At 69.8% G+C, this 23202-nt stretch carries 16 protein-coding genes; 8 read left to right on the top strand and 8 right to left on the bottom strand.

Annotation, left to right across the window (positions count from 1 at the left end):
• Positions 1 to 123: 123 nt before the first annotated feature.
• Genes KK131_RS05400 through KK131_RS05390 form a run of 3 tightly spaced genes read right to left on the bottom strand, consistent with a single transcriptional unit; the run spans position 124 to position 2229 of the window.
• Positions 124 to 1044 (bottom strand): histone deacetylase family protein, encoded by a 921-nt coding sequence (locus tag KK131_RS05400; protein WP_214555670.1) that lies wholly within the window; start codon positions 1042 to 1044, stop codon positions 124 to 126.
• Positions 1045 to 1053: 9 nt separating this feature from the next.
• Positions 1054 to 1623: a cob(I)yrinic acid a,c-diamide adenosyltransferase gene (locus KK131_RS05395; RefSeq protein ID WP_214555669.1), complete on the bottom strand. Its 570-nt coding sequence runs from the start codon at positions 1621 to 1623 to the stop codon at positions 1054 to 1056.
• 9 nt (positions 1624 to 1632) lie between these two features.
• Positions 1633 to 2229, bottom strand: a complete 597-nt coding sequence (locus tag KK131_RS05390; RefSeq protein ID WP_214555668.1) for a hypothetical protein — start codon at positions 2227 to 2229, stop codon at positions 1633 to 1635.
• An 86-nt stretch (positions 2230 to 2315) separates the two neighbouring features.
• Between KK131_RS05390 and ubiH the strand changes: the two genes are divergently transcribed.
• The 3 genes from ubiH to KK131_RS05375 are packed head-to-tail and all read left to right on the top strand — an operon-like array spanning position 2316 to position 5608.
• Complete coding sequence (gene ubiH, locus KK131_RS05385) at positions 2316 to 3545, top strand: 2-octaprenyl-6-methoxyphenyl hydroxylase (RefSeq protein WP_214555667.1); 1230 nt, start codon at positions 2316 to 2318, stop codon at positions 3543 to 3545.
• Positions 3542 to 4753, top strand: coding sequence for a UbiH/UbiF/VisC/COQ6 family ubiquinone biosynthesis hydroxylase (locus tag KK131_RS05380; protein WP_214555666.1), 1212 nt, complete (start codon positions 3542 to 3544; stop codon positions 4751 to 4753). The genes ubiH and KK131_RS05380 overlap by 4 nt, the downstream gene beginning before the upstream one ends.
• Positions 4754 to 4813: 60 nt before the next feature.
• Positions 4814 to 5608, top strand: a complete 795-nt coding sequence (locus tag KK131_RS05375; RefSeq protein WP_214555665.1) for a dienelactone hydrolase family protein — start codon at positions 4814 to 4816, stop codon at positions 5606 to 5608.
• Positions 5609 to 6358: 750 nt separating this feature from the next.
• Here KK131_RS05375 and KK131_RS05370 read toward each other — a convergent pair.
• The gene (locus KK131_RS05370) at positions 6359 to 7819 is read right to left on the bottom strand and encodes a GTPase (RefSeq protein WP_214555664.1); all 1461 of its coding nucleotides are present in this window, start codon (positions 7817 to 7819) and stop codon (positions 6359 to 6361) included.
• Positions 7820 to 7978: 159 nt separating this feature from the next.
• Between KK131_RS05370 and KK131_RS05365 the strand changes: the two genes are divergently transcribed.
• Both KK131_RS05365 and KK131_RS05360 read left to right on the top strand, forming a co-directional pair.
• Complete coding sequence (locus tag KK131_RS05365) at positions 7979 to 11533, top strand: two-component regulator propeller domain-containing protein (RefSeq protein ID WP_345777211.1); 3555 nt, start codon at positions 7979 to 7981, stop codon at positions 11531 to 11533.
• 155 nt (positions 11534 to 11688) lie between these two features.
• Positions 11689 to 15234, top strand: coding sequence for a hybrid sensor histidine kinase/response regulator (locus tag KK131_RS05360; protein WP_214555662.1), 3546 nt, complete (start codon positions 11689 to 11691; stop codon positions 15232 to 15234).
• 1 nt (position 15235) lies between these two features.
• On the opposite strand, the gene KK131_RS05355 is transcribed toward KK131_RS05360, so the two are convergent.
• Positions 15236 to 15658: a DNA polymerase III subunit chi gene (locus KK131_RS05355; protein WP_214555661.1), complete on the bottom strand. Its 423-nt coding sequence runs from the start codon at positions 15656 to 15658 to the stop codon at positions 15236 to 15238.
• Positions 15659 to 15749: 91 nt separating this feature from the next.
• Entirely contained in the window at positions 15750 to 17237 is a 1488-nt protein-coding gene (locus tag KK131_RS05350) for a leucyl aminopeptidase (RefSeq protein WP_214555660.1), read from the bottom strand.
• A gap of 100 nt (positions 17238 to 17337) precedes the next feature.
• Here KK131_RS05350 and lptF point away from each other — a divergent pair, with 100 nt between their 5' ends.
• From lptF to ltaE, 3 genes are all read left to right on the top strand, one after another.
• Positions 17338 to 18453 carry an LPS export ABC transporter permease LptF gene (lptF, locus tag KK131_RS05345; protein ID WP_214555659.1) on the top strand — a complete coding sequence of 372 codons (1116 nt, stop codon included), beginning with the start codon at positions 17338 to 17340 and terminating at the stop codon, positions 18451 to 18453.
• Positions 18450 to 19550, top strand: coding sequence for an LPS export ABC transporter permease LptG (lptG, locus tag KK131_RS05340; RefSeq protein WP_214555658.1), 1101 nt, complete (start codon positions 18450 to 18452; stop codon positions 19548 to 19550). The genes lptF and lptG overlap by 4 nt, the downstream gene beginning before the upstream one ends.
• A gap of 477 nt (positions 19551 to 20027) precedes the next feature.
• Positions 20028 to 21047: a low-specificity L-threonine aldolase gene (ltaE, locus tag KK131_RS05335; protein ID WP_214555657.1), complete on the top strand. Its 1020-nt coding sequence runs from the start codon at positions 20028 to 20030 to the stop codon at positions 21045 to 21047.
• Here ltaE and phaZ read toward each other — a convergent pair.
• Positions 21022 to 22320 carry a polyhydroxyalkanoate depolymerase gene (gene phaZ, locus KK131_RS05330; protein ID WP_214555656.1) on the bottom strand — a complete coding sequence of 433 codons (1299 nt, stop codon included), beginning with the start codon at positions 22318 to 22320 and terminating at the stop codon, positions 21022 to 21024. The two genes, ltaE and phaZ, sit on opposite strands and share 26 nt — an antisense overlap.
• A gap of 90 nt (positions 22321 to 22410) precedes the next feature.
• Entirely contained in the window at positions 22411 to 23178 is a 768-nt protein-coding gene (locus KK131_RS05325) for a methyltransferase domain-containing protein (RefSeq protein ID WP_214555655.1), read from the bottom strand.
• Positions 23179 to 23202: the final 24 nt, after the last annotated feature.

The following is a 23202-nucleotide window of genomic DNA, read 5'->3' as shown; positions in this document are numbered from 1 at the left end:
TTAAGCTAGCAGAAAGACCCTCCGGACGGCAGATAGACGTTTCCCGCTGCACGCCGGGATTCAGCATGGGCGGGGACCAAACGGGGGAGATTCAATGCGGGGCGCAGTGCGCTGCGCGGGGTTTTACTCGATGAGAGCGCCGATGTGTGCGCTCACGCTGGCGGCCAGTGCGGCCAGGTCGTAGCCGCCTTCCAGGGTGGAAACCAGCCGCCCGCCGGCATGCACGTCGGCCAGCGCCGCCAGGCGTTCGGTGATCCACGCGTAGTCTTCCTGGCCCAGCCGGATGTCGGCCAGCGGGTCGTTGCGGTGGGCGTCGAAGCCAGCCGAGACCAGCACCAGCTGCGGCTTGAACGCATGCAACCGCGGCAACAGCACGCCGTCCCACAGTTCGCGGAATTCATGCGAGCCGGCGCCGGGCGACAGCGTGCCGTTGACGATGTTGCCCACGCCGCGCTCGTCCTCGCGGCCGCTGTCCGGGTACAGCGGCGACTGGTGGCTGGAGGCGAACAGCACGCGCGGCTCGTGCTCGAAGATGGCTTGCGTGCCGTTGCCGTGGTGCACGTCGAAATCGGCGATCGCGACCCGCTTCAGGCCGTGTGCGACCAGCGCGTGGGCGGCGCCCACCGCGATATTGTTGAACAGGCAGAAGCCCATCGCGTGGTCGCGCGTCGCGTGGTGGCCGGGCGGACGCACCGCGCAGAACGCGCGCCGCGCACTGCCGCCAAGCACCGCGTCGACCGCCGCGACCACGGCACCGGCCGCGCGCAGGGCCGCCTCGGTCGAGCCGGGGCCCATCACGGTGTCCGGGTCCAGGGCGAGCATGTCGCCGGGTGGCGCACCGAGCAGGATCTCCCTGACGTGGGCTGCGCCGTGCACGCGCTGCAGCTGTTCGCGGACGGCCTGCGGCGCCTCGATGCGGTCGAGCGCGGCGAAACGGTCGTGGTCCAGCGCCTGCAGCACCGCGTGCAGCCGCGCCGGTCGCTCGGCGTGGCCCGGGCCGGGGTCGTGCAGCAGGCAGGCGGGATGGGTGTACAGCCGCATCATGCGGCGGGCCTACTTCGTGGAAGGCTTGCGGCGGCGCTCGTGCTGCCACAGCACTTCGCCGTGGCCGCTGGCGCGGGCCAGCACGCGCGAGATCACGAACAGCAGGTCGGACAGCCGGTTCAAGTAGCGTTGCGGCTGGTTGCGGATGTCTTCCGCCCGTGACAGCGCAATCACTTCACGCTCGGCACGACGACATACCGTGCGCGCCAGATGGCCGCAGGCCGCGGCCATGCCGCCGCCGGGCAGGATGAATTCCTTCAGCGGCGGCAGCGGTTCGTTGAGAGCGTCGAGGACGGTTTCCAGGCGGTCGATGTCGCTGTCCTCGACCATCGCCATGCCGGGAATGCACAACTCGCCGCCGAGGTCGAACAGGTCGTGCTGCACCTGGGTCAGCGCCTCGCGCACCTGGTCGCTGACGCCGTCGGCGGCCAGCAGCATGCCGATCGTGCTGTTGAGCTCGTCCACCGTGCCGTAGGCGCTGACCCGCAGCGAGTCCTTGCCCACCCGCGAGCCGTCGCCGAGGCCGGTGCTGCCGTCGTCGCCGGTGCGCGTGTAGATCTTCGAGAGCCGGTTGCCCATCGCGCCGGCTTAGTGGCTCAGACCCGGCTGGCTGGCGCCGCGCAGGGTGCGTGCCAGCAGCGTCACGCCCACGTGCAGCGCGGCGCCGATGCCCACATACAGCACGGTGGTGCCCAGGAACGGCAGGTACCAGTCGCCGAGGTTGGCGAACCAGCTGGTGGAGCTGCGCGGCAGCGGCACGCTGGCGCTGAGCCAGTAGAAGCTGCCGTTGGAGATCAGGTAGCAGACCGCCTCGCTGACTACCAGCGCCACCGCGGCCAGGCCCAGCGTGGGCAGGCGCAGGCCGGACTGATGACGGGCCAGCCAGCTGCCGCCGAACCACAGCGCGCCGAAGTACGCCGGCATGGTCCAGTACGCCGGCGAGACGCAGTAATGGGTCCAGAAATCGAGCCCGGCGCCGGTGATCGCGTAGAAATCGACCAGCACCGCCTCGGCGATCAGCAGCGGGAACGCCCAGCGAGCGGAACCGCGCAGCCAGAAGCCGGCCAGGAAGAACACGCCCCACGATGCGTCGGGCAGGGCGCTGAAGTGATGCAGGCGGGTTGCCGCCATCACCAGGGCCAGCATCAGGAAGATGCCGATGCGTTGGGTCTGCGTCTTGGCCATGGGGTGCTCCGTGTGGGGTCTGGACAGACCGCTAGTCTAGCCCAACGCGCCGCAACGCCGACAGCGCCAGCGCGTATCATCGGCGCATGAATGTCCCCGAATCCCCCGTCGTGAGCGAGTCTGGCGTGCTGATCGTCGGTGGCGGCCTGGTCGGCGCCAGTCTGGCGATCGCGCTGGATGCCGCCGGCATCGCCGCCACCCTGGTCGAGAGTGCTGCGCCGCGCGCCGACGCCCAGCCCAGCTACGACGAGCGCAACCTGGCGCTGGCCCGCGCCACCGTCAACGGACTCGAGGCCATTGGCGTGTGGCGGCATGCCGCCGCCCGCGCCACGCCGATCAAGCACATCCATGTCAGTCGTGCCGGCGAGTTCGGCAGCGCGCGCATCGACGCGGACAGGCAGGGTGTCGATGCGCTGGGCTGGACCCTGCCGGCGCGCGAACTTGGCACCGCGCTGCTGCGCCGGCTGGACGAATGCACCCGGCTGACCCGGCTGGCGCCGGCCACCTTGTCCGCGCTGCAGCCGCTGGCCGGCGGCTGGCGCGCGCAGGTCGCCACCGCCGACGGCGCGCGCAGCCTCGACACGCCGCTGCTGGTCGGCGCCGACGGCACGCAGTCGTTCGTGCGCACGCAGCTCGGTATCGCCGCCGAGCGGCACGACTACCGGCAGGCCCTGTTCGTGTGCACGGTCACGCCGGAACGCGACCATGCGAACCGCGCGTACGAGCGCTTTGCCGACGACGGTCCCATCGCGCTGCTGCCGCTGGCCGAGCGCCGCTGCGGCCTGGTGCTCACGGTGTCCGCCGACGAGGCTGATGCGGTGGCCGCGCTGGACGATGCGGGCTTCATCGAACTGGCGCAACGCCGTTTCGGCTGGCGGCTGGGCAGGCTCAGCCGGCCGGGCAGGCGTCATCCGTACCCGATCCACCGGGTCGCCGCCGCGCAGCTGACCGCGCCGCGCGCGGTGCTGGTGGGCAATGCCGCGCAGACCGTGCATCCGATCGGCGCGCAGGGTTTCAACCTGGGCCTGCGCGATGCGCTGACCCTGGCCGAGCTGGTGGCGGCCGCGCCTGATCCGGGCGCGGCTGGTCTGCTGGAACGCTACGCCGCGCGGCGCGCGCCGGATCGCGAAGGCACCATGGCGATGAGCCACGGCCTGGTGCGGTTGGCCTGCCTGCCGCAACCGCTGCTGGCGCCACTGCGTTCGCTGGCGTTGTTGGCTTGCGACCGGCTGCCGCCGCTGCAACGCACGCTGGCGCGCCGCGGCATGGGCTTTCGCGACGCGCCGCCACTGGCGGTGCTGGAGCGCCTGCCATGAACACTCCGCTGCAGGACATGCCTCCCCGGCGCCGCGCACCGGCGCTGGACGTGGCCGTGGTCGGCGGCGGCATGGTCGGTGCCGCCGCTGCGCTGGCGCTGGCACGGGCCGGCTTCAGCACCGCCTTGCTGGAGGCGCACGCGCCGGCGGCATGGGACGCGAACGCCGAGGTGGACCTGCGCGTGGTCGGGCTGGCGCCGTCGTCGGCTATGCTGCTTGACGAATTGGGCGTCTGGACGTCCATTCGTGAAGCTCGCGCCGGCCCGTATTCGCACATGCACGTGTGGGACGCCGAAAGCGGCGCGGCGATCGACTTCGACGCAGCCAGCGAGGGCCGCGGCCGGCTCGGCTACATCGTGGAGAACAGCCTGGTGCAGTGGATGTTGTGGCAAGCGCTGGAAGCCGCTGGCGTGCGCCGCTTGTGTCCGGTCGAGGTGCAGGGTTTCGAGGCGCGCGAGGATCGCGTCCAATTGGAACTGGCCGGTGGCGAGACGCTGGCTGCAGGCCTGCTGGTGGCGGCCGACGGCGCCGCTTCGCCGCTGCGCCAGCTGGCCGGCATCGGCACGCGCGGCCGCGATTACGCGCAGCGTGCGGTGGTGGCGCACGTTGCCACCGAACGCCCGCACGAAGACACCGCGTGGCAACGTTTCCTGCCGGGTGGGCCGCTGGCCCTGCTGCCGCTGGCCGACGGGCGCAGCTCGATCGTGTGGTCGCTGCCCGAGGCCGAGGCGCGGCGCGTGCTGGCACTGGACGAGCAGGCTTTCCTGGACGAGCTGGGCGTGGCCAGCGATTTCCGGCTGGGCCGGATCGTTGCCGCGACGCCGCGTGCGGCGTTCCCGTTGAAACTGCAGCTGGCCGAGCGTTACCAGGCCGATCGTTTCGTGCTGCTGGGCGACGCCGCGCACGCAGTGCATCCGCTGGCCGGGCAGGGCGTCAACCTGGGCCTGCGCGACGTGGCCGAGCTGCGCGATACGCTGATCGACGCACGCGCGGCCGGCCGCGACATCGGAGCCGCGCACGTACTGCGCCGTTACGCGCGCCGCCGACGCAGCGCCGACACGCTGGACGCGCTGGGCTTCGACGCGTTGGCGCGCATCTACGCGTGGCGGTCGCCGGCGCTGGTCGCCGCGCGCGGCGTCGGCGTGCGTCTGCTCGACCGGCTTACGCCGCTGAAGCGGAAACTCTCGGAACACGCTGCGGGACTCTAGTCTTTGCGCCTCTTCCTGCGTGCAGGAAGAGGGTGCCGCCAACCCACCGGAGGATTGACCATGCGTATGGCCCGACTTTGCTGCCTGCTGTTGCTCGCCGGTTCAAGTGTTGCCGTCCAGGCGAAGATGGTGCACCGCCCGGTCGAGTGGACGCAGGACGGTACCCGCTTCCACAGCGTGCTGGTCTACGACGACGCTTCGAGCGCGAAGCGCCCGGGCCTGGTGATGGTGCCGAACTGGTACGGCATCAATGACACAGCCGTAAAGAAGGCCGAAATGATTGCCGGCAAGGATTACGTGATCCTGCTCACCGACATGTACGGCGCCGGCGTGCGCCCGCAGCCGGGCAACGCGTCGCAGGCACAGGCGGCGGTGAAGCCGCTGTACGGCGATCGCGCGCTGATGCGCAAGCGCATCGACATGGCACTGGAGCAGTTGAAGGCGCAGGCCGCGAACGCGCCGCTCGACGCGGCGAAGCTGGCCGCGATCGGCTTCTGCTTCGGCGGTTCGGCCGTGCTCGACCTGGCGCGCAGCGGCGCGGACGTCGCGGCGGTGGTGTCGTTCCACGGCGGCCTGGATACCGACAACCCGGCGCTGGCAAAAAACATCAAGGCGCGCGTGCTGGCGATGAACGGCGCCGACGACAAGGGCACCATGCCGGATGCGGACAAGTTCATGGACGAGATGCGCATGAGCCCAGCCGACTGGCAGTTCGTGGTGATCGGCCACGCGGTGCACTGCTTCACCGAAGTTGGCGAGAACTCGCCCGGCTGCCGCTACGACGAGCGCGCCGCCGCCCGCAGCTACCGCCTGATGCACGACTGGCTGCGCGCGGCGTTCGCGGGAACGCCGTAAGGGCTTCTGCAGAAAACCGCTTCATCGGCTGCTTTCTGGTGTGGCTGTTGGGAGATCGAGAGCGAGAGCTTTCGTCCTCCTTCGGAGGGCGAGTTACTTTCTCTCGCTTGCCCGAGAGAAAGTAACCAAAGAGAGGGGCACCCCGCTTACGCGCTTTCCGGGCATCCATGCCCGGAAAGTCCGCGTGCGGGTTACGGGGTTTGTCGACAGGGCATCCTGCCCTGACGCCAAACTGGCCGGCATCCCTGCCGGCCACCCTGCGGGCTTTCCTCCACCCGCACGCCGCTTCAGAGGGGACCCGGGTAGAGCGGCGCGCATCCTGCGCGCACTTTTCAGAAGAGCCGGATCAAAAGTAGAGCAATGGCAGAGCGACGCGTTGCTCCGGCTGCTGCCTTGCTTCGCTTCCGAGCTTTATCACCGAGTGCGGGCCACGATGGCCCGCTGCTTTACCCGGGGCCCCTGTACGGCGGTGAGGGACGGACGACAGGCCCGCAGGGGGATCGGCAGGGATGCCGATCCTTTTTCGCCCGGACAGGAGTCCGGTCGAAAAACCCGGCCGGCCCTCACGGACTTGCCGGGCAGGATGCTCGGCAAGCGCCAAGCGGGGTGGCCTTCTCTTTTGGTTACTTTTCTCTTGGCTACGCAAGAGAAAAGTGACTCGGTCGCCGAAGGCGATCGACTGCTCTGCACTTGAGTTTTTCAAAAGCATGGAAATGCGACTGCCGCATGCACCACTCCGGGCGAAGGGCTTCATTCCGCGCGCTCGCGCACTGCTTCCATCGTCAGCGTGGCCAACTGACGCAGGCGGGTGCCGCCGGCGTCGGCGAGGAGTTCCTTGAGGCGGGCGCCGGCGTCGTCCTGATCGAGGCTGTGGCGTTCGGCCAGCGAGGCGGCCAGCGCGCGGCCCATCGAGTCGAAGATCAGCGCGTAGGCGAATGCGTGCAGCACGCCGCCGCCCAGCGTGCCGAGGCCGGGGAACGCCTTCAGCGCGTTGCCGGCGACGGCCAGCACGATCGAGCTGCCGGTGCGCAGGGTGAGCCTGGCCTGCTGCACGAAATCCTCGATCTGCACGTCGCTGACCTTGACGCCGTACAGTTCGGCGAGCGCGCGGGTGAGGCCGGTGGCGAGCACGCCCTGGATCACCAGGTCGCTGCCCGGCGCCACCGCGGCCAGCGCACCGACGATGGCGCGGCGCGCGTACTTGCGCACGATGCGTTCGGCTTCCTCGGCGCGGGCCTGCGCTTCCAGCGTGCCGGTACGCTGGTGCAGGCCGGCCAGCACGGCGTTCTCGCGCAGGTCCTCCAGGCCATCGGCGCCCGGCGCGGTAAGCCGTTCGAGTGCCTGCAGCAACGGTTCGATTGCTGGCCTGCGCTGGCGCTCGACCGACTCGGTGCTGCCGTCGGCAAGCTGGCGCTGGTAGCGCTCGCTGCCGCCGGCGCTGATCGCCAGCACCGCGCCGGCGATGCCGCGCGCGTGCCGGCGCAGGCGCGCCAGCAGTTGATCGAGTTCGCTGCTGCTCCACTGGTCGGCCTTGTTCAGCACCAGCAGCAGCGGCTTGCCGAAGTCGGCCAGCCAGCGCAACTCGTCGGCCTGGCTGCGGTTGAGATCACCGGCGCAGAGATAGATCACGACGTGCGCGCGCAGCGCTTCCTCGCGTGCCAGCGTTTCGTGCGCCTCGCCACCGGCTTCGCGGCTGCCGGGCACGTCGGCCAGCACCAGCGTGCGGCCGTCCGGCAGTTGGCCGTCATAGTGGCCGACGGCTTGGGTGGTGCCGCCGCGCACGTCGCTGGCGACCTGCGCCTGCGGCGCCAGCGCGCGGATCAGGCTGGACTTTCCGGTGGAGATTTCGCCGAACAGCGCGACGTAGACGCGCGCGCTGGCGCGGCGGCGGTCGAGCTCGCCAAGTTCGGCCGCCAGCGCACCGGTGTCGGCACCGCGTTCGCGCAACTGGCCGATGCGCTGCTCCAGGCTGCCGCGATCGGGCACCGGCAGCGGCCGGCGCTTGCGGCGCGGACGCAGCAGCCACCACAGCACGCTCAGGCCAGCCGCGGCGAAGATCAGCAGCACGCCGCCCAGCGTCCATTGCAGCCACGTCGGCAAATCGAGGAAACGCTGCGCCAGCGCGAGCGCGCGTTCGGCGGCGGCGAACAGCAGCCACAGCAGCGCGGCCATGGCTAACGCGGTGAACAGCAATCGCAGGCGTCGGGACATCCGCGCATTCTAGCCAGCTTCCTGCCGCCGGCCTTGCGCAGGCCCTGCTCGCGCCCGCGACGTGGTTTTGGCACTATCGTGCACTGGGACACGGCTTCGGCCGAGGCCGGCGCGGATTCGCAGCACCGGTTCGGGGGACTGATGGGGAACGGATCAAGGTTGTCCGCTTGGCTGCTGGGCGTGGTGCTGGGCGCGTCCGTGCCGATGCCGGTTGCCCTGGCCGCGCCCGGCGCACAGACAGCGGGTCCGTTGCCGACGCCGCAGTTCCGCCGCTACGAGACGGCGAATGGCCTGCCCAGCGGGGCGATCTATGCCGTGGCACAGGATCGCAACGGGCTGATGTGGTTCGGTTCGGCCGGCGGCCTGGTGCGCTTCGACGGCGTCGACTTCACGGTGTTCCGGCATGTCGTGGGCGATCCGCTGTCGCTGCCGGCGAACCAGACCTATGCGCTGTTCGTCGATCGCGACAACCGGGTCTGGGCCGGCGGCGTCTCGACCGGGCTCACCGTCTACGACCAGACGAGCGGCCGCTTCCGGCACTGGGCGCATGACGACGACAAGCCCGACAGCCTCGCCAACAACGAAGTCTGGAGCATCGCGCAGACGTCCGATGGCCGGCTGTGGGTCGCCACGCAGGACGGGCTGGACCGCCTGCGGGCGGACGGCAGCGGTTTCGACCACATCCCGCTGGATATCGACGGCAGCCACGCCGGCTCGTTCGGCGCCACCCGCGCGCTGCTGGCGGAAGCCGACGGGCGGCTGTGGATCGGCGCGCACAGCGGCCTGTACCTGCGCCAGCCGGACGGCACGATCCGGCGCGTGCCGGTGGATCCGGCCTTCCGTGGCGAGATCGGCAAGGTCTGGCGCATCGATGGTGGCGGGGACGAAGTGCGGGTGGCGCTGGAAGGCGGCCTGCTGGTGATCGGCGCCGATGGCGTGGCGCGTCCGCTGGCGAGCCCGCAACTGTCGTCGCTGCGGATCCTCAGCAGTGCCCGCGATGTGCAGGGCCGCTTGTGGATGGGCAGCTTGAACGGCGTCTGGCTGGATGACGGCAACGGCCCGCTGCAGCACATCGTCGGCCAGCCGCTGCTGCCCGGTGGCCTGCCCGGCGATCGCCTGTGGCAGGTGTTGCGCGATCGCGAGGGCGGACTCTGGTTCACCTTCGACCAATCCAGCGTCGCCTACCTGCCGCCGGGCTGGAACGGGTTCACCCGCTTCACCCACGTTCCCGACGATCCGCAGAGTCTGTCGAATATTGCCGCGCTGTCGGTGCGCCGCAGCCGCGACAACCAGCTGTGGGTCGGCGGCTTCAACGGCTGGGTCGACAAGCTGGATCCAGCCACCGGCGCAGTCAGCCATGTGGTGAAGAACCTGCGCGGCAACCTCGCCTCGCTGGCGGAAGACACCCGAGGCCGGTTGTGGATCGCCGGGCCAGGTGAAATCTACCGTTACGACCGCGGCAAGCTGACCGCCCTCGCAGCGAAACAAAGCCACATCAGCCGGCCCACCGCGCTCGTTGCCGGCGACGATGGGCGCATCTATGTGTCCTCATGGGGCGAGGGCGTGTTTGCGCTCGATCCCGACAGCCTGGTCGCGACCTCGGTGATGCCGACGGATGCGCCGAGCGACACCCGCTTCCACGACCAGTTGAGCTTCCATGCGGGCCGCGTGTGGTACGCCAGCGCCGGCGGCCTGCTGCGTGGCGACGGCCCGGACCAACGCCTGGCCTTCGTGCCCGGTGTGCCGCGCCACGAAATCCTCGCCTTCGCGTTCGATGCCGGTGGTTTCTGGACCGCCACCGACCATGCGCTCGAGCATTACCGTCATGTCGATGATCGTGCCGAGCGCGATGCCAGCGTCGACATCAGCCGCCTGCCGTTCGCCGCCGACCTGATGGCCATCCAGGTCGACCACCAGGGCCAACTGTGGCTGTTCGCCAACCCCGGGCTGTGGCGGTTCGAGCCGAAGACGAAGCAGTTCACCGAGTTCGGCCCGTCGCAGGGCCTGTCGAGCAGCGAGTTCACCAATGGCTCGATCGAGATGGCGCTGGACGGGACACTGTTCGCCGCCAGCAGCGGAGGCGTGATGGCGTTCCAGCCGGAACGCCTGGCGAAGCCGGAGCAACGCGGTGCACCGCCGCTGCTGACGCTGACCCGGGTCACGGTGCGACGGAACAACCGCATCCAGCCGCTGGCGCTGGGCCAGCCGATACAACTGCACTGGCGTGATCGCGACCTGCACGTCGAGGCGAGAGTGGCGTCGTTCGTCGATCCGGCCGCCAACCGCTATCGCTTCCGTCTGCACGGTTTCGACAGCAACTGGGTGGATGCCGGCAATCATGGCGAACGCGAGTTCGCCGGGCTCGGCGCAGGCGATTACACGCTGGAGGTGATGGGCGCCGGTGCGGATGGCGAGTGGAGCACGCTCGCGGCGCCGCTGCGCATCCATGTGGAAGCGCCGCCGTGGCTGCGCTGGTGGGCGTGGGCGATCTACGCACTGCTGCTGGTGTCGGTGGTCGGCCTGGCCCTGCACGGCTGGCGCCGTCGCCTGGCGCAGCGGCACCACGTGCAGCTGGTCGAGCAGCAGCGGCAGATGGCGGAGGCGGCGAGCGCGGCGAAGACGCAGTTTCTGGCCACGCTGAGCCACGAGATCCGCACGCCGATGACCGGCGTGATGGGCATGGCCGAACTGCTGCTGAGCACGCCGCTCGATCCGCAGCAGCACGACTACACGCAGGCGATGCAGCGTTCCGGCGGGATGCTGCTGAAGCTGCTCAACGACGCGCTGGACCTGGCGCGGATCGAGGCGGGCAAGCTGGAGCTGGAGCCGGTGCCGTTCGACCCGCGCCAGCTGCTCGACGACGTGGCGCAACTGGAGCAGGGCCTGGCGCACGCCAAGGGCATCCGCTTCGTGCTCGACGCGGCCGCGGACCTGCCGGCGCAACTGCTCGGCGATGCGCTGCGCATCAAGCAGGTGCTGTTGAACCTGGCCAACAACGCGCTGAAGTTCACCGAGCACGGCAAGGTCACCTTGCGCGCGCAGCGGATCGAGGGCGGGCTGCAGTTCAGCATCAGCGACACCGGGCCGGGCATTTCCGAAGCCAGCCAGTCACGGCTGTTCCAGCGCTTCGAGCAGGCCGAGGGCCCGCAGCGCCGTGCCGGCAGCGGACTGGGCCTGGCGATCTGCCGCGAGCTGGTGGACATGATGGGCGGCAGCATCGAGCTGGAATCGCGGCTGGGGTACGGCAGCACGTTCCGCGTGCGCCTGCCGCTGGCCGAGCCGGCCCCCGTCGCGCCCGCGATGGAGGTGGCGGCGGACCGCAGCTACCGCCTGCTGCTGGTGGAGGACGACAGCATCGTGGCGGCGGTGATCCGCGGCCTGCTGGAACGCGAGGGCCACGCGGTGGTGCATGTGGTCAACGGGCTGGCCGCGCTGGCCGAGCTGGCGTATGCCGGTTTCGACGCGGTGCTGCTGGACCTGGACCTGCCCGGCGTCGACGGCTTCCAGGTCGCGCGCCTGATCCGCCAGCGCGAGCACGCCGGGCAGCACCTGCCGATCGTGGCGGTGACCGCGCGCCAGGGCAGCGAGGACGAGGCGAAGGCGCGCGCAGCGGGGATGGACGGCTTCCTGCGCAAGCCGCTCAGCGGCGAGCAACTGGCCGATGCGTTGGCGCGGGCGGTATCCGTCGCGCCGCTGACCGACGCGTCCGTCTGAACCGCGCGCGCCTGTCGGCGCATGCTCGCGCCGGCATGAGGGTTTTGGCATCATGGCGGCACGGGACAGAAGCCGGTACGACGCCTCGTTCGCGGACGACAGGTTCGTGCACGGCATGGCGCAGGCGGGACGGGAAGCCCAAAGGGGACAACCTCATGCTTTCAGCAGTCTTGCTGGTCCTGGCCCTGGCCACGTCCGCGTCGGGCGTACCGGCGCCCCCGGCTGCCGCGCTTCAGGCCGACCCGCTGCCGACCCCGCAGTTTCGTCGCTACAACACTTCGGATGGGCTGCCGAGCACCAATGTCTATGCCGTGGCGCAGGACCGCGACGGCGCGATCTGGTTCGGCACCAAGGGCGGCCTGGCGCGTTTCGACGGCGTCCGCTTCGAGGTGTTCCGGCACGCCGAGAATGATCCGGGCTCGCTGTACAACAACGGCATCGCCACGCTGGCGGTCGATCGGCAGGGGCGCCTGTGGGCCGCCGGCCTGAACGCGGGGTTGAACCGCTACGACGACGCCAGCGGCACGTTCCGGCACTGGGGGCACGACCCCGCCGATCCCGCCAGCCTGGCCAGCGACCGGGTCTGGGCGGTGGCACAGACCGCCGACGGCGCGTTGTGGGTGGGCAGCGCCGGCGGGCTCGACCGGATGCGCCCCGACGAGAGCGGGTTCGAGCACGTGGTCGATCCGCTGCTGGGCGCGACGCCGGCCGCGGTCGGCACCGTGGCCGCCCTGTACGTGGACGGACGCGGGCGGATGTGGATCGGCAGCAGCCACGGCGTGTTCGTGCGCGAGGCGGACGGCGCGATCCGCCGCGTGCCATCGGCCGAGCCGCGGCGAATCATCGATGCGTGGCGGATCGACGGCGACGGCGACGAAGTGCGCCTCGCCGCCACGGATGGCCTGTGGATCGTCGGCGCGGATGGCGTGGCGCGCCGCTTCGGTACCGGCGTGATTCCCGCGACCAACGTGATGAGCAGCGTGCGGGACACCGCCGGCCGGTTGTGGATCGGCACGCAGAAGGGGCTGTTCCTGCAGACGCAGGCAGGTGGGCCGGTGACGGCGGTGACCGACCAGCCGGTGCTCTACGGCAACCTGCCGGGCACCTGGGTGTGGCAGTTGATGGTCGATCGCGAAGGCGGGCTGTGGGCGGTGCTGTACGACGGCGGCGTGGCGTATCTGGCGCCGGGCTGGAGCCGCTTCAGCCGCTTCACGCACACGCCGGACGACCCGTCCAGCTTGCGCGACGCGATCGCGACCACGATGGCGCGCGGCAAGGACGGCCGCCACGTATGGGTCGGTCAGCGCGGCGGCCGGATCGACCGGCTCGACCCGGTGACGGGCACGGTCGAGCACGTGCTGTCGGGGCTGCGCGGCGACGTGGTCGGCATGACCGAGGATGCGAAGCAGCGCCTGTGGGTGGTGGTGCAGGGCGCGATATACCGCAATACCGACGGCCGGCTAGATCGGGTCGATCCGGCTGGCGCGGTGATGCAGCGTCCGCTGGAGGTGGAGCCCGGGCCGGACGGCCAGATGTATGCGCGCACCTTCGGCCAGGGTCTGTTCCGCATCGACCCGGAGACGCTGGCGGTCCATCCGGTGCCGATGGACGGCTCCAGCGACAAGGTGCGCTGGGGCAGCCAGATGACGCTGCGCGACGGCATCTTCTGGTACGCCAGCGACGGCGGCATGATGTGGCTGGACAAGGCGCAGGACCGCTTCGTGATGGTGCCCGGCGGACCGGCCGGGCAATCCGTCGATGCCTTCGATTTCACCGGCGACGGGCTGTGGATGGCCAACGCCGACGGGCTGACGCACTACCGCCGCCGCGGCGACGGCATCGTGGCGGATCGCCGAGTCGACGCGTCGCATGGCTGGCCGTCGGTCAACGTCACCGACTTGCGCGTCGATGCCGCGGGGCGCGTCTGGGTGTTCGGCCACGACGGCCTGTGGCGTTTCGATCCGGACACCGGCGCGTTCCGTTCGTTCGGCCTGCAGGATGGCCTGACCAACGGCGAGTTCTTCCGCGGCTACGCGCGGATGCCGAGCGGCTATATCTATGCCGCCACACTGGGTGGCGTGGTGGCGTTCGACCCGGACCGGAGCAATCGGCAAACCAGCGTGCCGCAGATGGCGCTCACCCAGGCCCGGGTACGCCGCCGCGGCGCCACGCAGGTGCTGCCGATCGGCACGCAACCACTGCAAGTCGGCTGGCGCGACAGCCAGCTCGCGGTCGATGCGCGAGTGTTCTCCTATATCGCCCCGTCCGCCAACCATTACCGTTTCCTGCTGCATGGCTTCGACAGTGACTGGGTGGACACCGGCAATCGCGGCGAACGCGACTTCACCGGGCTGGGCGCAGGCGACTACGTGCTCGACGCGATGGCCGCGGGCGCCGACGGTCTGTGGGTGCACCTGCCCACGCCGCTGCGCATCCATGTGGAAGCGCCGCCGTGGCTGCGCTGGTGGGCGTGGGCGATCTACGCACTGCTGCTGGTGTCGGTGGTCGGCCTGGCGCTGCACGGCTGGCGCCGTCGCCTGGCGCAGCGGCATCACGTGCAGCTGGTCGAGCAGCAGCGGCAGATGGCGGAGGCGGCGAGCGCGGCGAAGACGCAGTTCCTGGCCACGCTGAGCCACGAGATCCGCACGCCGATGACCGGCGTGATGGGCATGGCCGAACTGCTGCTGAGCACGCCGCTCGATCCGCAGCAGCACGACTACACGCAGGCGATGCAGCGTTCCGGCGGGATGCTGCTGAAGCTGCTCAACGACGCGCTGGACCTGGCGCGGATCGAGGCGGGCAAGCTGGAGCTGGAGCCGGTGCCGTTCGATCCGCGCCAGCTGCTCGACGACGTGGCGCAGCTGGAGCAGGGCCTGGCGCACGCCAAGGGCATCCGCTTCGTGCTCGACGCGGCCGCGGACCTGCCGGCGCAACTGCTCGGCGATGCGCTGCGCATCAAGCAGGTGCTGCTGAACCTGGCCAACAACGCGCTGAAGTTCACCGAGCACGGCAAGGTCACCTTGCGCGCGCAGCGGATCGATGGCGGCCTGCAGTTCAGCGTCAGCGACACCGGGCCGGGCATTCCCGAAGCCAGCCAGGCGCGGCTGTTCCAGCGCTTCGAGCAGGCCGAGGGACCGCAGCGCCGTGCCGGCAGCGGACTGGGCCTGGCGATCTGCCGCGAGCTGGTGGACATGATGGGCGGCAGCATCGAGCTGGAGTCGCGGCTGGGGCACGGCAGCACGTTCCGCGTGCGCCTGCCGCTGGCCGAGCCGGCCCCCGCCGCGCCCGCGATGGAGGTGGCGGCGGACCGCAGCTATCGCCTGCTGCTGGTGGAGGACGACAGCATCGTGGCGGCGGTGATCCGCGGCCTGCTGGAACGCGAGGGCCACGCGGTGGTGCATGTGGTCAACGGGCTGGCCGCGCTGGCCGAATTGGCGCATGCCGGCTTCGACGCGGTGCTGCTGGACCTGGACCTGCCCGGCGTCGACGGCTTCCAGGTCGCGCGCCTGATCCGCCAGCGCGAGCACGCCGGGCAGCACCTGCCGATCGTGGCGGTGACCGCGCGCCAGGGCAGCGAGGACGAGGCGAAGGCGCGCGCGGCGGGGATGGACGGCTTCCTGCGCAAGCCGCTCAGCGGCGAGCAGCTGGCCGATGCGTTGGCGCGGGCGGTGAACGGCGCGCCGGCGTCGGTGCTGGCGTGAATCACATGTCGTACTTGTGCAGCTCGAAACCCAGCCGCTGGTATTCGCGCCAGCGCGTGCGCGAGCCGTCGCGTTCGGCGGGATCGGCCGCCACCACTTCCAGCACGCGCTGGTAGCGGCCGGCGGGGCAGGTTTCGCGCAGGTTGATCAGCAGCGGCCGGTCGGCGCTGTCGACGCCGGGCGGCACGATCAGCACCGCGACTTCGTCGTCGTCGTCATCGCCGGCCAATTGGTGCGGAATCATCGCGTCGTCGTCGAACTCCCACAGCAGCTCGTCCAGCGCATGCGCCTGGTCGTGGTCGCGGGTCAGGATCAGCGTCGGCTGCTGTCCCGCAAACGCCTTCCTCGCCAGTTCGCAAACGAGCAACAGCGGCTGTTCGCGAAAGCGCGGCTTGTCGATCAGGTAGAAGTCGGCGCGAGGCATGGGATAAGAGCCGGGATTCGGGAGTCGGGATTGGGGATTCGGTAAAGCAGCATGAGGCGGGCTCGGGCTTTTGCCAATCCCGAATCCCGAATCACGAATCCCGGTCCAAGAGCCACTGCGCCAGCAGCGCCACCGGTCGGCCGGTGGCGAGGCCCTTGCGGCCTTCGTCCCAGGCGGTGCCGGCGATGTCCAGGTGGGCCCAGCGCTGGCCGTCGGTGAAGCGCGACAGGAAGCACGCGGCGGTGATCGCGCCGGCACTCTTGCCGCCGATGTTGGCGACGTCGGCGAAGCCGGAGTCGAGCTGGGCCTGGTAGTCGTCCCACAGCGGCAGGCGCCATGCGCGGTCGAGCGTTTCCTCGCCGGCGGCGATGAGTTCGGCGGCGAGGTCGTCGTGCTTGCTCATCAGGCCGCTGGCGTGCTTGCCCAGCGCGATCACGCAGGCACCGGTGAGCGTGGCGGCGTCGATCAGCGCCTGCGGCTGGTACGTCTGCGCGGTGTACGTCAATGCGTCGCACAGGATCAGCCGGCCTTCGGCGTCGGTGTTCAACACTTCGATGGTGAGCCCGGACAGGCTGGTCAGCACGTCGCTGGGGCGGTAGCTGTCGCCGTCGGGCATGTTCTCCACGGCCGGCACCACGCAGACCAGGTTGAGCTTCAGGCCCATCTTCACCGCGGCGACGAACGCGCCGAGCACGCCGGCGGCGCCGCCCATGTCGAACTTCATCTCCTCCATGCCGGCGCCGGGCTTCAGGCTGATGCCGCCGGAGTCGAAGGTGACGCCCTTGCCGACGAACGCATACGGCTTGTCGCCGTCATTGCCGCCCTTGTACTCGAGGGCGATCAGGCGCGGCTTGTTGACCGAGCCGCGCGCGACCGCCAGCAGCGAGCCGAAGCCGAGCTTCTCCATCGCGACGTCGTCGAGCACGGTGCAGCTGACCTTGTCCTGCGCGTCGGCGAAGGCCTGCGCCTGCGCCGCGATATACGCCGGGTTGCAGATGTTCGGCGGCAGGTTGGCCAGCTCGCGGGCGAAGCGCACGCCGGCGGCGATCGCCACGGCCTGGTCGAGTCCGCCTTGCGCGTCGGTACCGGCGGCGAACGCCAGCGCGGCCAGTTCGGTCTGCTTGTTCTTGTCGCGCGGCTTGAACGTGGCGGTGTAGCGATAGGCGGCGTGGTCGCTGGCCAGCGCGGCGATGCGCACGCGCCAGGCGCTGTCGCGACCGGGCACGTCCACTTCGGTGAGGTAGGACGTCGCGTTCGCCACCGGCAGGCGGCCGAGCGCGCGCGCCGCCTCGATGTTCACCTTCTGGTAGCGCGCGGCGTCGAACGATTTCTGTGCGCCCAGGCCGACCACCAGCACGCGTTGCGCGGCGACGCCGGCCGGCGCGAACAGCACGGTGGTGGCGCCGGCCTTGCCGCTGATGTCGCCGCTTTCCACCTGGCGCTTGATCACACCGCCGGCGGCGCTGTCCACCTGGGCGGCCGCACTGGTCAGCACGCCCTGTTCGTAGACGCCGACCAGCACGCAGGCACTGTCGACGGTAGCGGGGGCGGCGGAGCCGAGGCTGAACTGGAGTGTCATCGGGGTGGTCCCTGCGTGGGCCCGGCTTGCGGCCGGACAGGCTAGACTTGCGGTTTGCCGGCCGATCGGGCCGAACCGTTCAAGCGGACAAGTTTATCGCATGCTGAGCATCCTCGACCGCTATTTCCTGCGCGAGCTGGCGCAGACCGTGGCCGCCACCGTGGCGGTGCTGCTGGTGGTCGTGGCCGGCAGTGCGTTCGCCCGGGTGCTGCAGCAGGTAGCTAACGGCAGCTTCCCGGCCAGCGTGATGTTCCAGGTGCTGGGCCTGCGCACGCTCGACGGCCTCACCAACATGATGCCGCTGGCCAGTTTCATCGGCGTGCTGCTGGGGCTGGGGCGGATGTACCGCGAGAGCGAGATGCACGTGCTGTCCTCCTCCGGCATGGGCCCGCGCGGACTGTTGCGGCCGGTGCTGCTCCTCGGCACGGCGCTGGTGGCGATCACCGCGCTGGTCTCGCTGTGGCTGGGGCCGTGGGCGGTGCGCACCAGCGATGCGATGGTGGCCGCGGCGAACCGTTCGGTGATTGCGGCCGGGCTGGATGCGGGGCGCTTCACCGAGCTGCCGGGCAAGGGCGGCATCATCTTCGTCGACAACCTCAGCCGCGACGGCAGCAAGCTGGGGCGCACGTTCGTGGCGACCCAGAGCGACAGCAAGGACGGCCCGCCGCACCTGAAGGTGGTCAGCGCAGCCAGCGGCGAGCTGTACCAGGAGAGCAACGGCGACGGCCGCTTCATCGCGTTCAAGGACGGCTGGCAGTACGACATCCCGCTCGGCTTGAACAACTGGCGGCAGATGCAGTACCAGCGCAACGACACCTCGCTGTCCAATGTGCAGGCCGACGAAGACGACGACCCGGCGCATTCGAAAAGCAGCTGGGCGCTGGCCCAGTCGGACGATCCGGACGACCGCGCCGAGTTCGCCTGGCGCGCCAACGCGCCGCCATTGACCTTCGTGCTGCTGCTGCTGGCGTTGCCGCTGTCGCGGCAGAGTCCGCGTGAACCGAAGTACGGCCGGCTGCTGCTGGCGGTGGTCACGTTCTATCTCTACTACACGCTGCTGGCACTGGGCCGCGCGCAGATCGGCAAGGGCCACTGGCACAACGAGGCGCCGCTGTGGGCGCTGCATGCGCTGGTGCTGGCGCTGGCCGGCTGGATGCTGTGGAAGCAGTATTCCCCGCGCAAGTTGCGTGCGCAGCAGCCGGGTGTGCCGGCATGACGGTGTTCAACATCAAGCGGGTCGACCGGCTGGTGGCGATGAGCGTGCTCGGCTCGATGCTGATGGTGTGGCTGGTGCTGACCGGTTTCGATGCGGTCACCCAGCTGCTGCGCCAACTCGGCAACGTCGGCAAGCACGGCTACACGCTGAGCAATGCGGTGGCCTATGTGCTGGTGACGTTCCCGCGCCGCGCCTACGAGATGTTCGGCAATGCCGCGCTGATCGGCGGCCTGCTCGGCCTGGGAGGGCTGGCCGGCACAGGCGAGCTCACCGCGTTGCGCGCGGCCGGCATGTCGCGGTTGCGCATCGCCGGTTCCGCGGTCGGCGTGGTCGCGGTGCTGATCGTCGGCGTGGTGATCATGGGCGAGACGCTGGCGCCGTGGGGCGACCAGCAGGCGCAGGTGATGCAGCTGCGCATGAAGTCCGGCAACCTCGGCATGGGCACCAGCAGCGGCCTGTGGGCGCGCGACGGCGACGACATCATCAATGCGCGCGGCACTTCGCTGAAGCAGCGTGACGGCGTCGGCGCGGTGCAGCTGAGTGATGTGCGTGTATTCACCTTCACTGCCGATGGCCAGCTCAGCCGTTTCCAATGGGCCAGAACCGCCGAGCACAGCGGCAGGCAGTGGGTGCTGCACGATGTGCGCACCACCACGCTCGACGCGCAAGGCACGCATGCCAGCACGGCGGTCAGCTTGCCGTGGCAGTCCAGCCTCAATCCGCAGGTGCTGGCGCAGTCGGTGATCCAGCCGCAGTACCTTTCCATGCGCGACCTGCGCCGCAACATGGATTACCTGGAAGGCAACGGCCAGAGCCCCGGCACTTATGCGGTGGCGTTCTGGGGCCGCGCGCTGTATCCACTCAACGTGCTGGTGCTGGTGCTGTGCGCGATGCCGTTCGCGTTCGGCTCGCTGCGTTCCGGCGGCCTGGGCAAGCGCATGTTCATCGGCATCCTGCTCGCGCTCGGCTGGTATTTCCTGCAGCAGGCGATGGTGAATTTCGGCACGGTATACGGCATGCCGCCGTTGCTTGCGAACCTGCTGCCGGCATCGATCCTGGTGGCGGCGGCCTGGCTGTATTTCCGCCGGCGCGTCTGACCTGGCGGGGCCAGGATCGACCATTTGTGTCAGTGCGGCGCATCCCTGTGCGCGCAGTCCGCGCATGTGCGGACTCTTCTCCGGCCTCTTCGGTGAACGCAACGAACCCGACGGCGCGAGCAGCCACGCCGTTAGTGTGAGCATGGTCGCAACACGACGGCCCCGCTCGGGTCAAACCTCTGGCGAGGCCTGTCGTGGTACGAAACTGGCTTGTCTGCAGGCAGGTGAGCCGCGCGTACCGTGCGGCTACTGCTCGCGTTTTTCGGGGGAAGCATGACCAAGCCAATCTGGCACAAGAATTCTTTTGGATTCTGGTTGGGAGTTTGTATCTACATCAGCGCTTCAGCCGGCTGGTTGATGGTGCATTTCGGGCTGTTGGCGTAACGCGATTTTCCACGCGCCGTGCCTTTCCGGGCTTGCCCGGGACGCCCGATGCGGCCAAGCTGACCTCCTTTGCCGACAGCTAAGGAGTGAGCCGTGGAATGGGTTGATCTGCGCAGCGATACGGTGACGCGTCCGACCGCCGCGATGCGCGCGGCGATGCTGGCGGCCGAAGTCGGTGACGACGTCTACGGCGAGGACCCCACGGTCAACGCATTGCAGCAGCGGCTGGCCGACGAACTCGGTTTCGACGCCGGCCTGTTCGTGCCCAGCGGCACCCAGTCCAACTTGCTCGCCTTGCTCGCGCACTGCGAGCGCGGCGACGAATACCTGGTCGGCATGGATGCGCATACCTACAAGTTCGAAGGCGGCGGCGCCGCGGTGCTCGGCTCGATCCAGCCGCAGCCGATCGTGCAGGCGGCCGACGGCACGTTGCCGCTGGAGCGCATCGAGGCGGCGATCAAGCCGGTCGATCCGCACTTCGCGCGAACCCGCGTGCTGGCGCTGGAGAACACCTGGCACGGCCGCGTGCTGCCGCTGGACTACCTCCAGGCTGCACACGACGTGGCGCGCTCGCACGGACTCGGCCTGCATCTGGACGGCGCGCGCCTGTTCAACGCCGCCGTCGCCGGTGGCGTGCCGGCGCGCGAGGTCGCACGGCATTTCGACACGGTATCGGTGTGCCTGTCCAAGGGGCTGGGCGCGCCGGTCGGCTCGGTGCTGCTCGGCTCGCACGCGCTGGTCGACAAGGCACGGCGCTGGCGCAAGGTCACCGGCGGCGGCTGGCGCCAGGCCGGCATCCTTGCCGCGGCGGGACTGCATGCGCTGGATCACCACGTGGCACGGCTGGCCGACGATCACCGCCGCGCGGCCTACCTGGCCGGCCGCCTGCGCGAGATCGCCGGCATCGACCTGCTCGGCCAGTACACCAACATGGTGTTCGTCGACGTGCCCGCCGAACGCCTTCGCGAATTGGACGTCCATCTGCGCGAGGCCGGCATCCGCATCAGCATCGGCTACCTGCCCACGCTGCGCCTGGTGACGCATCTGGACATCGACGACGACGGCATCCAGCGCGTCGTCGCGGCGTTCAGCGGGTTTTTCGCGCGCGGCTGACCTTCGCCGCGCCGCGCGTGCCTGCCGGGGCGGCATCGAACTGGCGGATGAAATCGCGCACCTGCGGGTAGACCGTTTCGCGCCAGCGGCGGCCGCTGAAGATGCCGTAGTGGCCGGCGCCTTCGATCACCTTGTGCGCGCGGCGTCCGGCCGGGATGCTGCTGCACAGGTCGTGCGCGGCTTCGGTCTGGCCGAGGCCGGAGATGTCGTCCAGTTCGCCCTCGACGGTGAGCAGGGCGCTGCGCTTGATCGCGGCGGGATCCACCCGTTCGCCGGCCACGTCCCACAGGCCACGCGGCAGCAGGAATTGCTGGAACACCTTCTCGATCGTGTCGAGATAGAACTCGGCCGGCATGTCCAGCACGGCGTTGTACTCGTCGTAGAACTTGCGGTGCGATTCGGCGTCGTCGAGGTCGCCGCGCAGCAGGTCCTGGTAGAAGTCCCAGTGCGAGCTGAGGTGCCGGCCGGGGTTCATCGCGATGAAGCCGGCGTGCTGCAGGAAGCCTGGGTAGACTTCGCGGCCGCGGCCGGGATAGTTCGACGGCACGGTGTGGATCACGTTGCCCCTGAACCACGACAGCGGCTGGTTGGTGGCCAGGTTGTCGACGCTGGTGGGGCTGCGGCGCGGGTCGATCGGGCCGCCCATCATGGTCAGGCTGCGCGGCGTGTCTTCGCCGCGTGCGGCCATCAGCGACACCGCCGCCAGCACCGGCACGGTCGGCTGGCACACCGAGATCACGTGCAGCGCGGACGCGCCGATGTGACGGATGAATTCCTCGACGTAGGCGATGTAGTCGTCCAGCCCGAACGGACCGGCCGCGGCCGGCACCATGCGCGCGTCGACCCAGTCGGTGATGTAGACCTTGTGGTCGCGCAGCAGCGTGCGCACGGTGTCGCGCAGCAGCGTGGCGTGATGGCCGGACAGCGGCGCCACCACCAGCACCACCGGATCGCTCTTCATCTTCTCGATGGTGGACGGGTCGTCGCTGAAACGCTTGAAGCGCTTCAGCTGGCAGAACGGCTTGGCCAGCGCGACCCGCTCGATCACCGCGATCTCGTGCTCGTGCGCGGTGGCGGTGTGGATGCCGAACTCGGGCTTTTCGTAATCCTTGCCGAGGCGATGGACCAGCTCGTAGCCGGCAGCCATCCGCTGCGCGCCGGGCATCTGCGCGAACGGGCTGCTGGCATCGTTGAGCATGCGCGCGCCGGCCTGCGCGAAGTGGCTCAACGGGCCGAGGAACGCGCGTTGCCATTCATGGATCTGATAAAGCATCGGAGGTGGGTGAGCCGCAGACGAAAGGATCATCTTAGCGCCGTTTGACCCTGGCGTGTTGCGACGCCGCAATCGCGGCATCCAGTCCAATCAGTGACTTGGCGTTGCCGCCGGACGGTAACGGCAGCGCAGCAGCAGTTCGTCGACCCCGTCCGTGTCGCCCAGGCCATCGCGCCATCGCAGCGGCTTCTGGAAGCGCAGGCCGAGCGGCATGAACACGCGGTTGTACCACCACATCGCGCGCTCGCGCCGGTGGGTGAGGTACCACTGGCCGAGCTCGAGCAGGCGCGAGGACTTCGGCTGCATGCCGTACACCGCACTGCATTCGATGATGAAGCCGTGCCGGGCGAACCGGGCCGCGACCTGCTCCGGCTCGTAGCGGCGGCAGTGGCCGACGAAGTCGTCGAACGCAGTCCATGCCGCCGGATGAAGCGGCACCGACAGCAGCACGCTGGCGCCGGGTGCGGCCACGCGCGCCAGTTCGGCCAGTGCGCCGTCGTCGTCGGCGACGTGTTCGAGGATGTCGAGCGCGCAGACCAGGTCGAAGCTGGCGTCGGCGCAGGGCAGGGCGCCGATCATGCCGTGCACCGCCTCGGCGCCGCTGTCGTGCAGGCGTCGCAGCGCAGCATGGCTGAGGTCGACGAAACAGGTGCCGCGCAACGGCAGCCGCGGGCGCAGGCCGGGCGCCACCTCCAGCCGGCGCGGTGCGGCGTCGGCCAGCTCGCGCAGCAGCGGCCAGGTATTGAAGCGCTCCGGCGCGATCAGTTTCGCCTGCGCCCACAGCGACTCGTAGAAGCCGCGGTTGGTGCGAATCAGGTCGGCGTCGCTGCGGTCTTCGGCGTGGAGCGGTTCGGGCATCGGCGGATTGAACCCGGTTCGCGC

It is taken from the genome of Rhodanobacter sp. LX-99 (assembly GCF_018599185.1).
Lineage (GTDB): Bacteria > Pseudomonadota > Gammaproteobacteria > Xanthomonadales > Rhodanobacteraceae > Rhodanobacter.
Note: the sequence above shows the minus strand (reverse complement) of the source record. Positions and strands in the feature narration are given on the sequence as shown.

Bases quoted from the DNA above. Each gene is read 5' to 3' on its own strand.
- KK131_RS05400 (WP_214555670.1), bottom strand. From the start codon at position 1,044: ATGATGCGGCTGTACACCCATCCCGCCTGCCTGCTGCACGACCCCGGC.
- KK131_RS05395 (WP_214555669.1), bottom strand. From the start codon at position 1,623: ATGGGCAACCGGCTCTCGAAGATCTACACGCGCACCGGCGACGACGGC.
- KK131_RS05390 (WP_214555668.1), bottom strand. From the start codon at position 2,229: ATGGCCAAGACGCAGACCCAACGCATCGGCATCTTCCTGATGCTGGCC.
- ubiH (WP_214555667.1), top strand. From the start codon at position 2,316: ATGAATGTCCCCGAATCCCCCGTCGTGAGCGAGTCTGGCGTGCTGATC.
- KK131_RS05380 (WP_214555666.1), top strand. From the start codon at position 3,542: ATGAACACTCCGCTGCAGGACATGCCTCCCCGGCGCCGCGCACCGGCG.
- KK131_RS05375 (WP_214555665.1), top strand. From the start codon at position 4,814: ATGCGTATGGCCCGACTTTGCTGCCTGCTGTTGCTCGCCGGTTCAAGT.
- KK131_RS05370 (WP_214555664.1), bottom strand. From the start codon at position 7,819: ATGTCCCGACGCCTGCGATTGCTGTTCACCGCGTTAGCCATGGCCGCG.
- KK131_RS05360 (WP_214555662.1), top strand. From the start codon at position 11,689: ATGCTTTCAGCAGTCTTGCTGGTCCTGGCCCTGGCCACGTCCGCGTCG.
- KK131_RS05355 (WP_214555661.1), bottom strand. From the start codon at position 15,658: ATGCCTCGCGCCGACTTCTACCTGATCGACAAGCCGCGCTTTCGCGAA.
- KK131_RS05350 (WP_214555660.1), bottom strand. From the start codon at position 17,237: ATGACACTCCAGTTCAGCCTCGGCTCCGCCGCCCCCGCTACCGTCGAC.
- lptF (WP_214555659.1), top strand. From the start codon at position 17,338: ATGCTGAGCATCCTCGACCGCTATTTCCTGCGCGAGCTGGCGCAGACC.
- lptG (WP_214555658.1), top strand. From the start codon at position 18,450: ATGACGGTGTTCAACATCAAGCGGGTCGACCGGCTGGTGGCGATGAGC.
- phaZ (WP_214555656.1), bottom strand. From the start codon at position 22,320: ATGCTTTATCAGATCCATGAATGGCAACGCGCGTTCCTCGGCCCGTTG.
- KK131_RS05325 (WP_214555655.1), bottom strand. From the start codon at position 23,178: ATGCCCGAACCGCTCCACGCCGAAGACCGCAGCGACGCCGACCTGATT.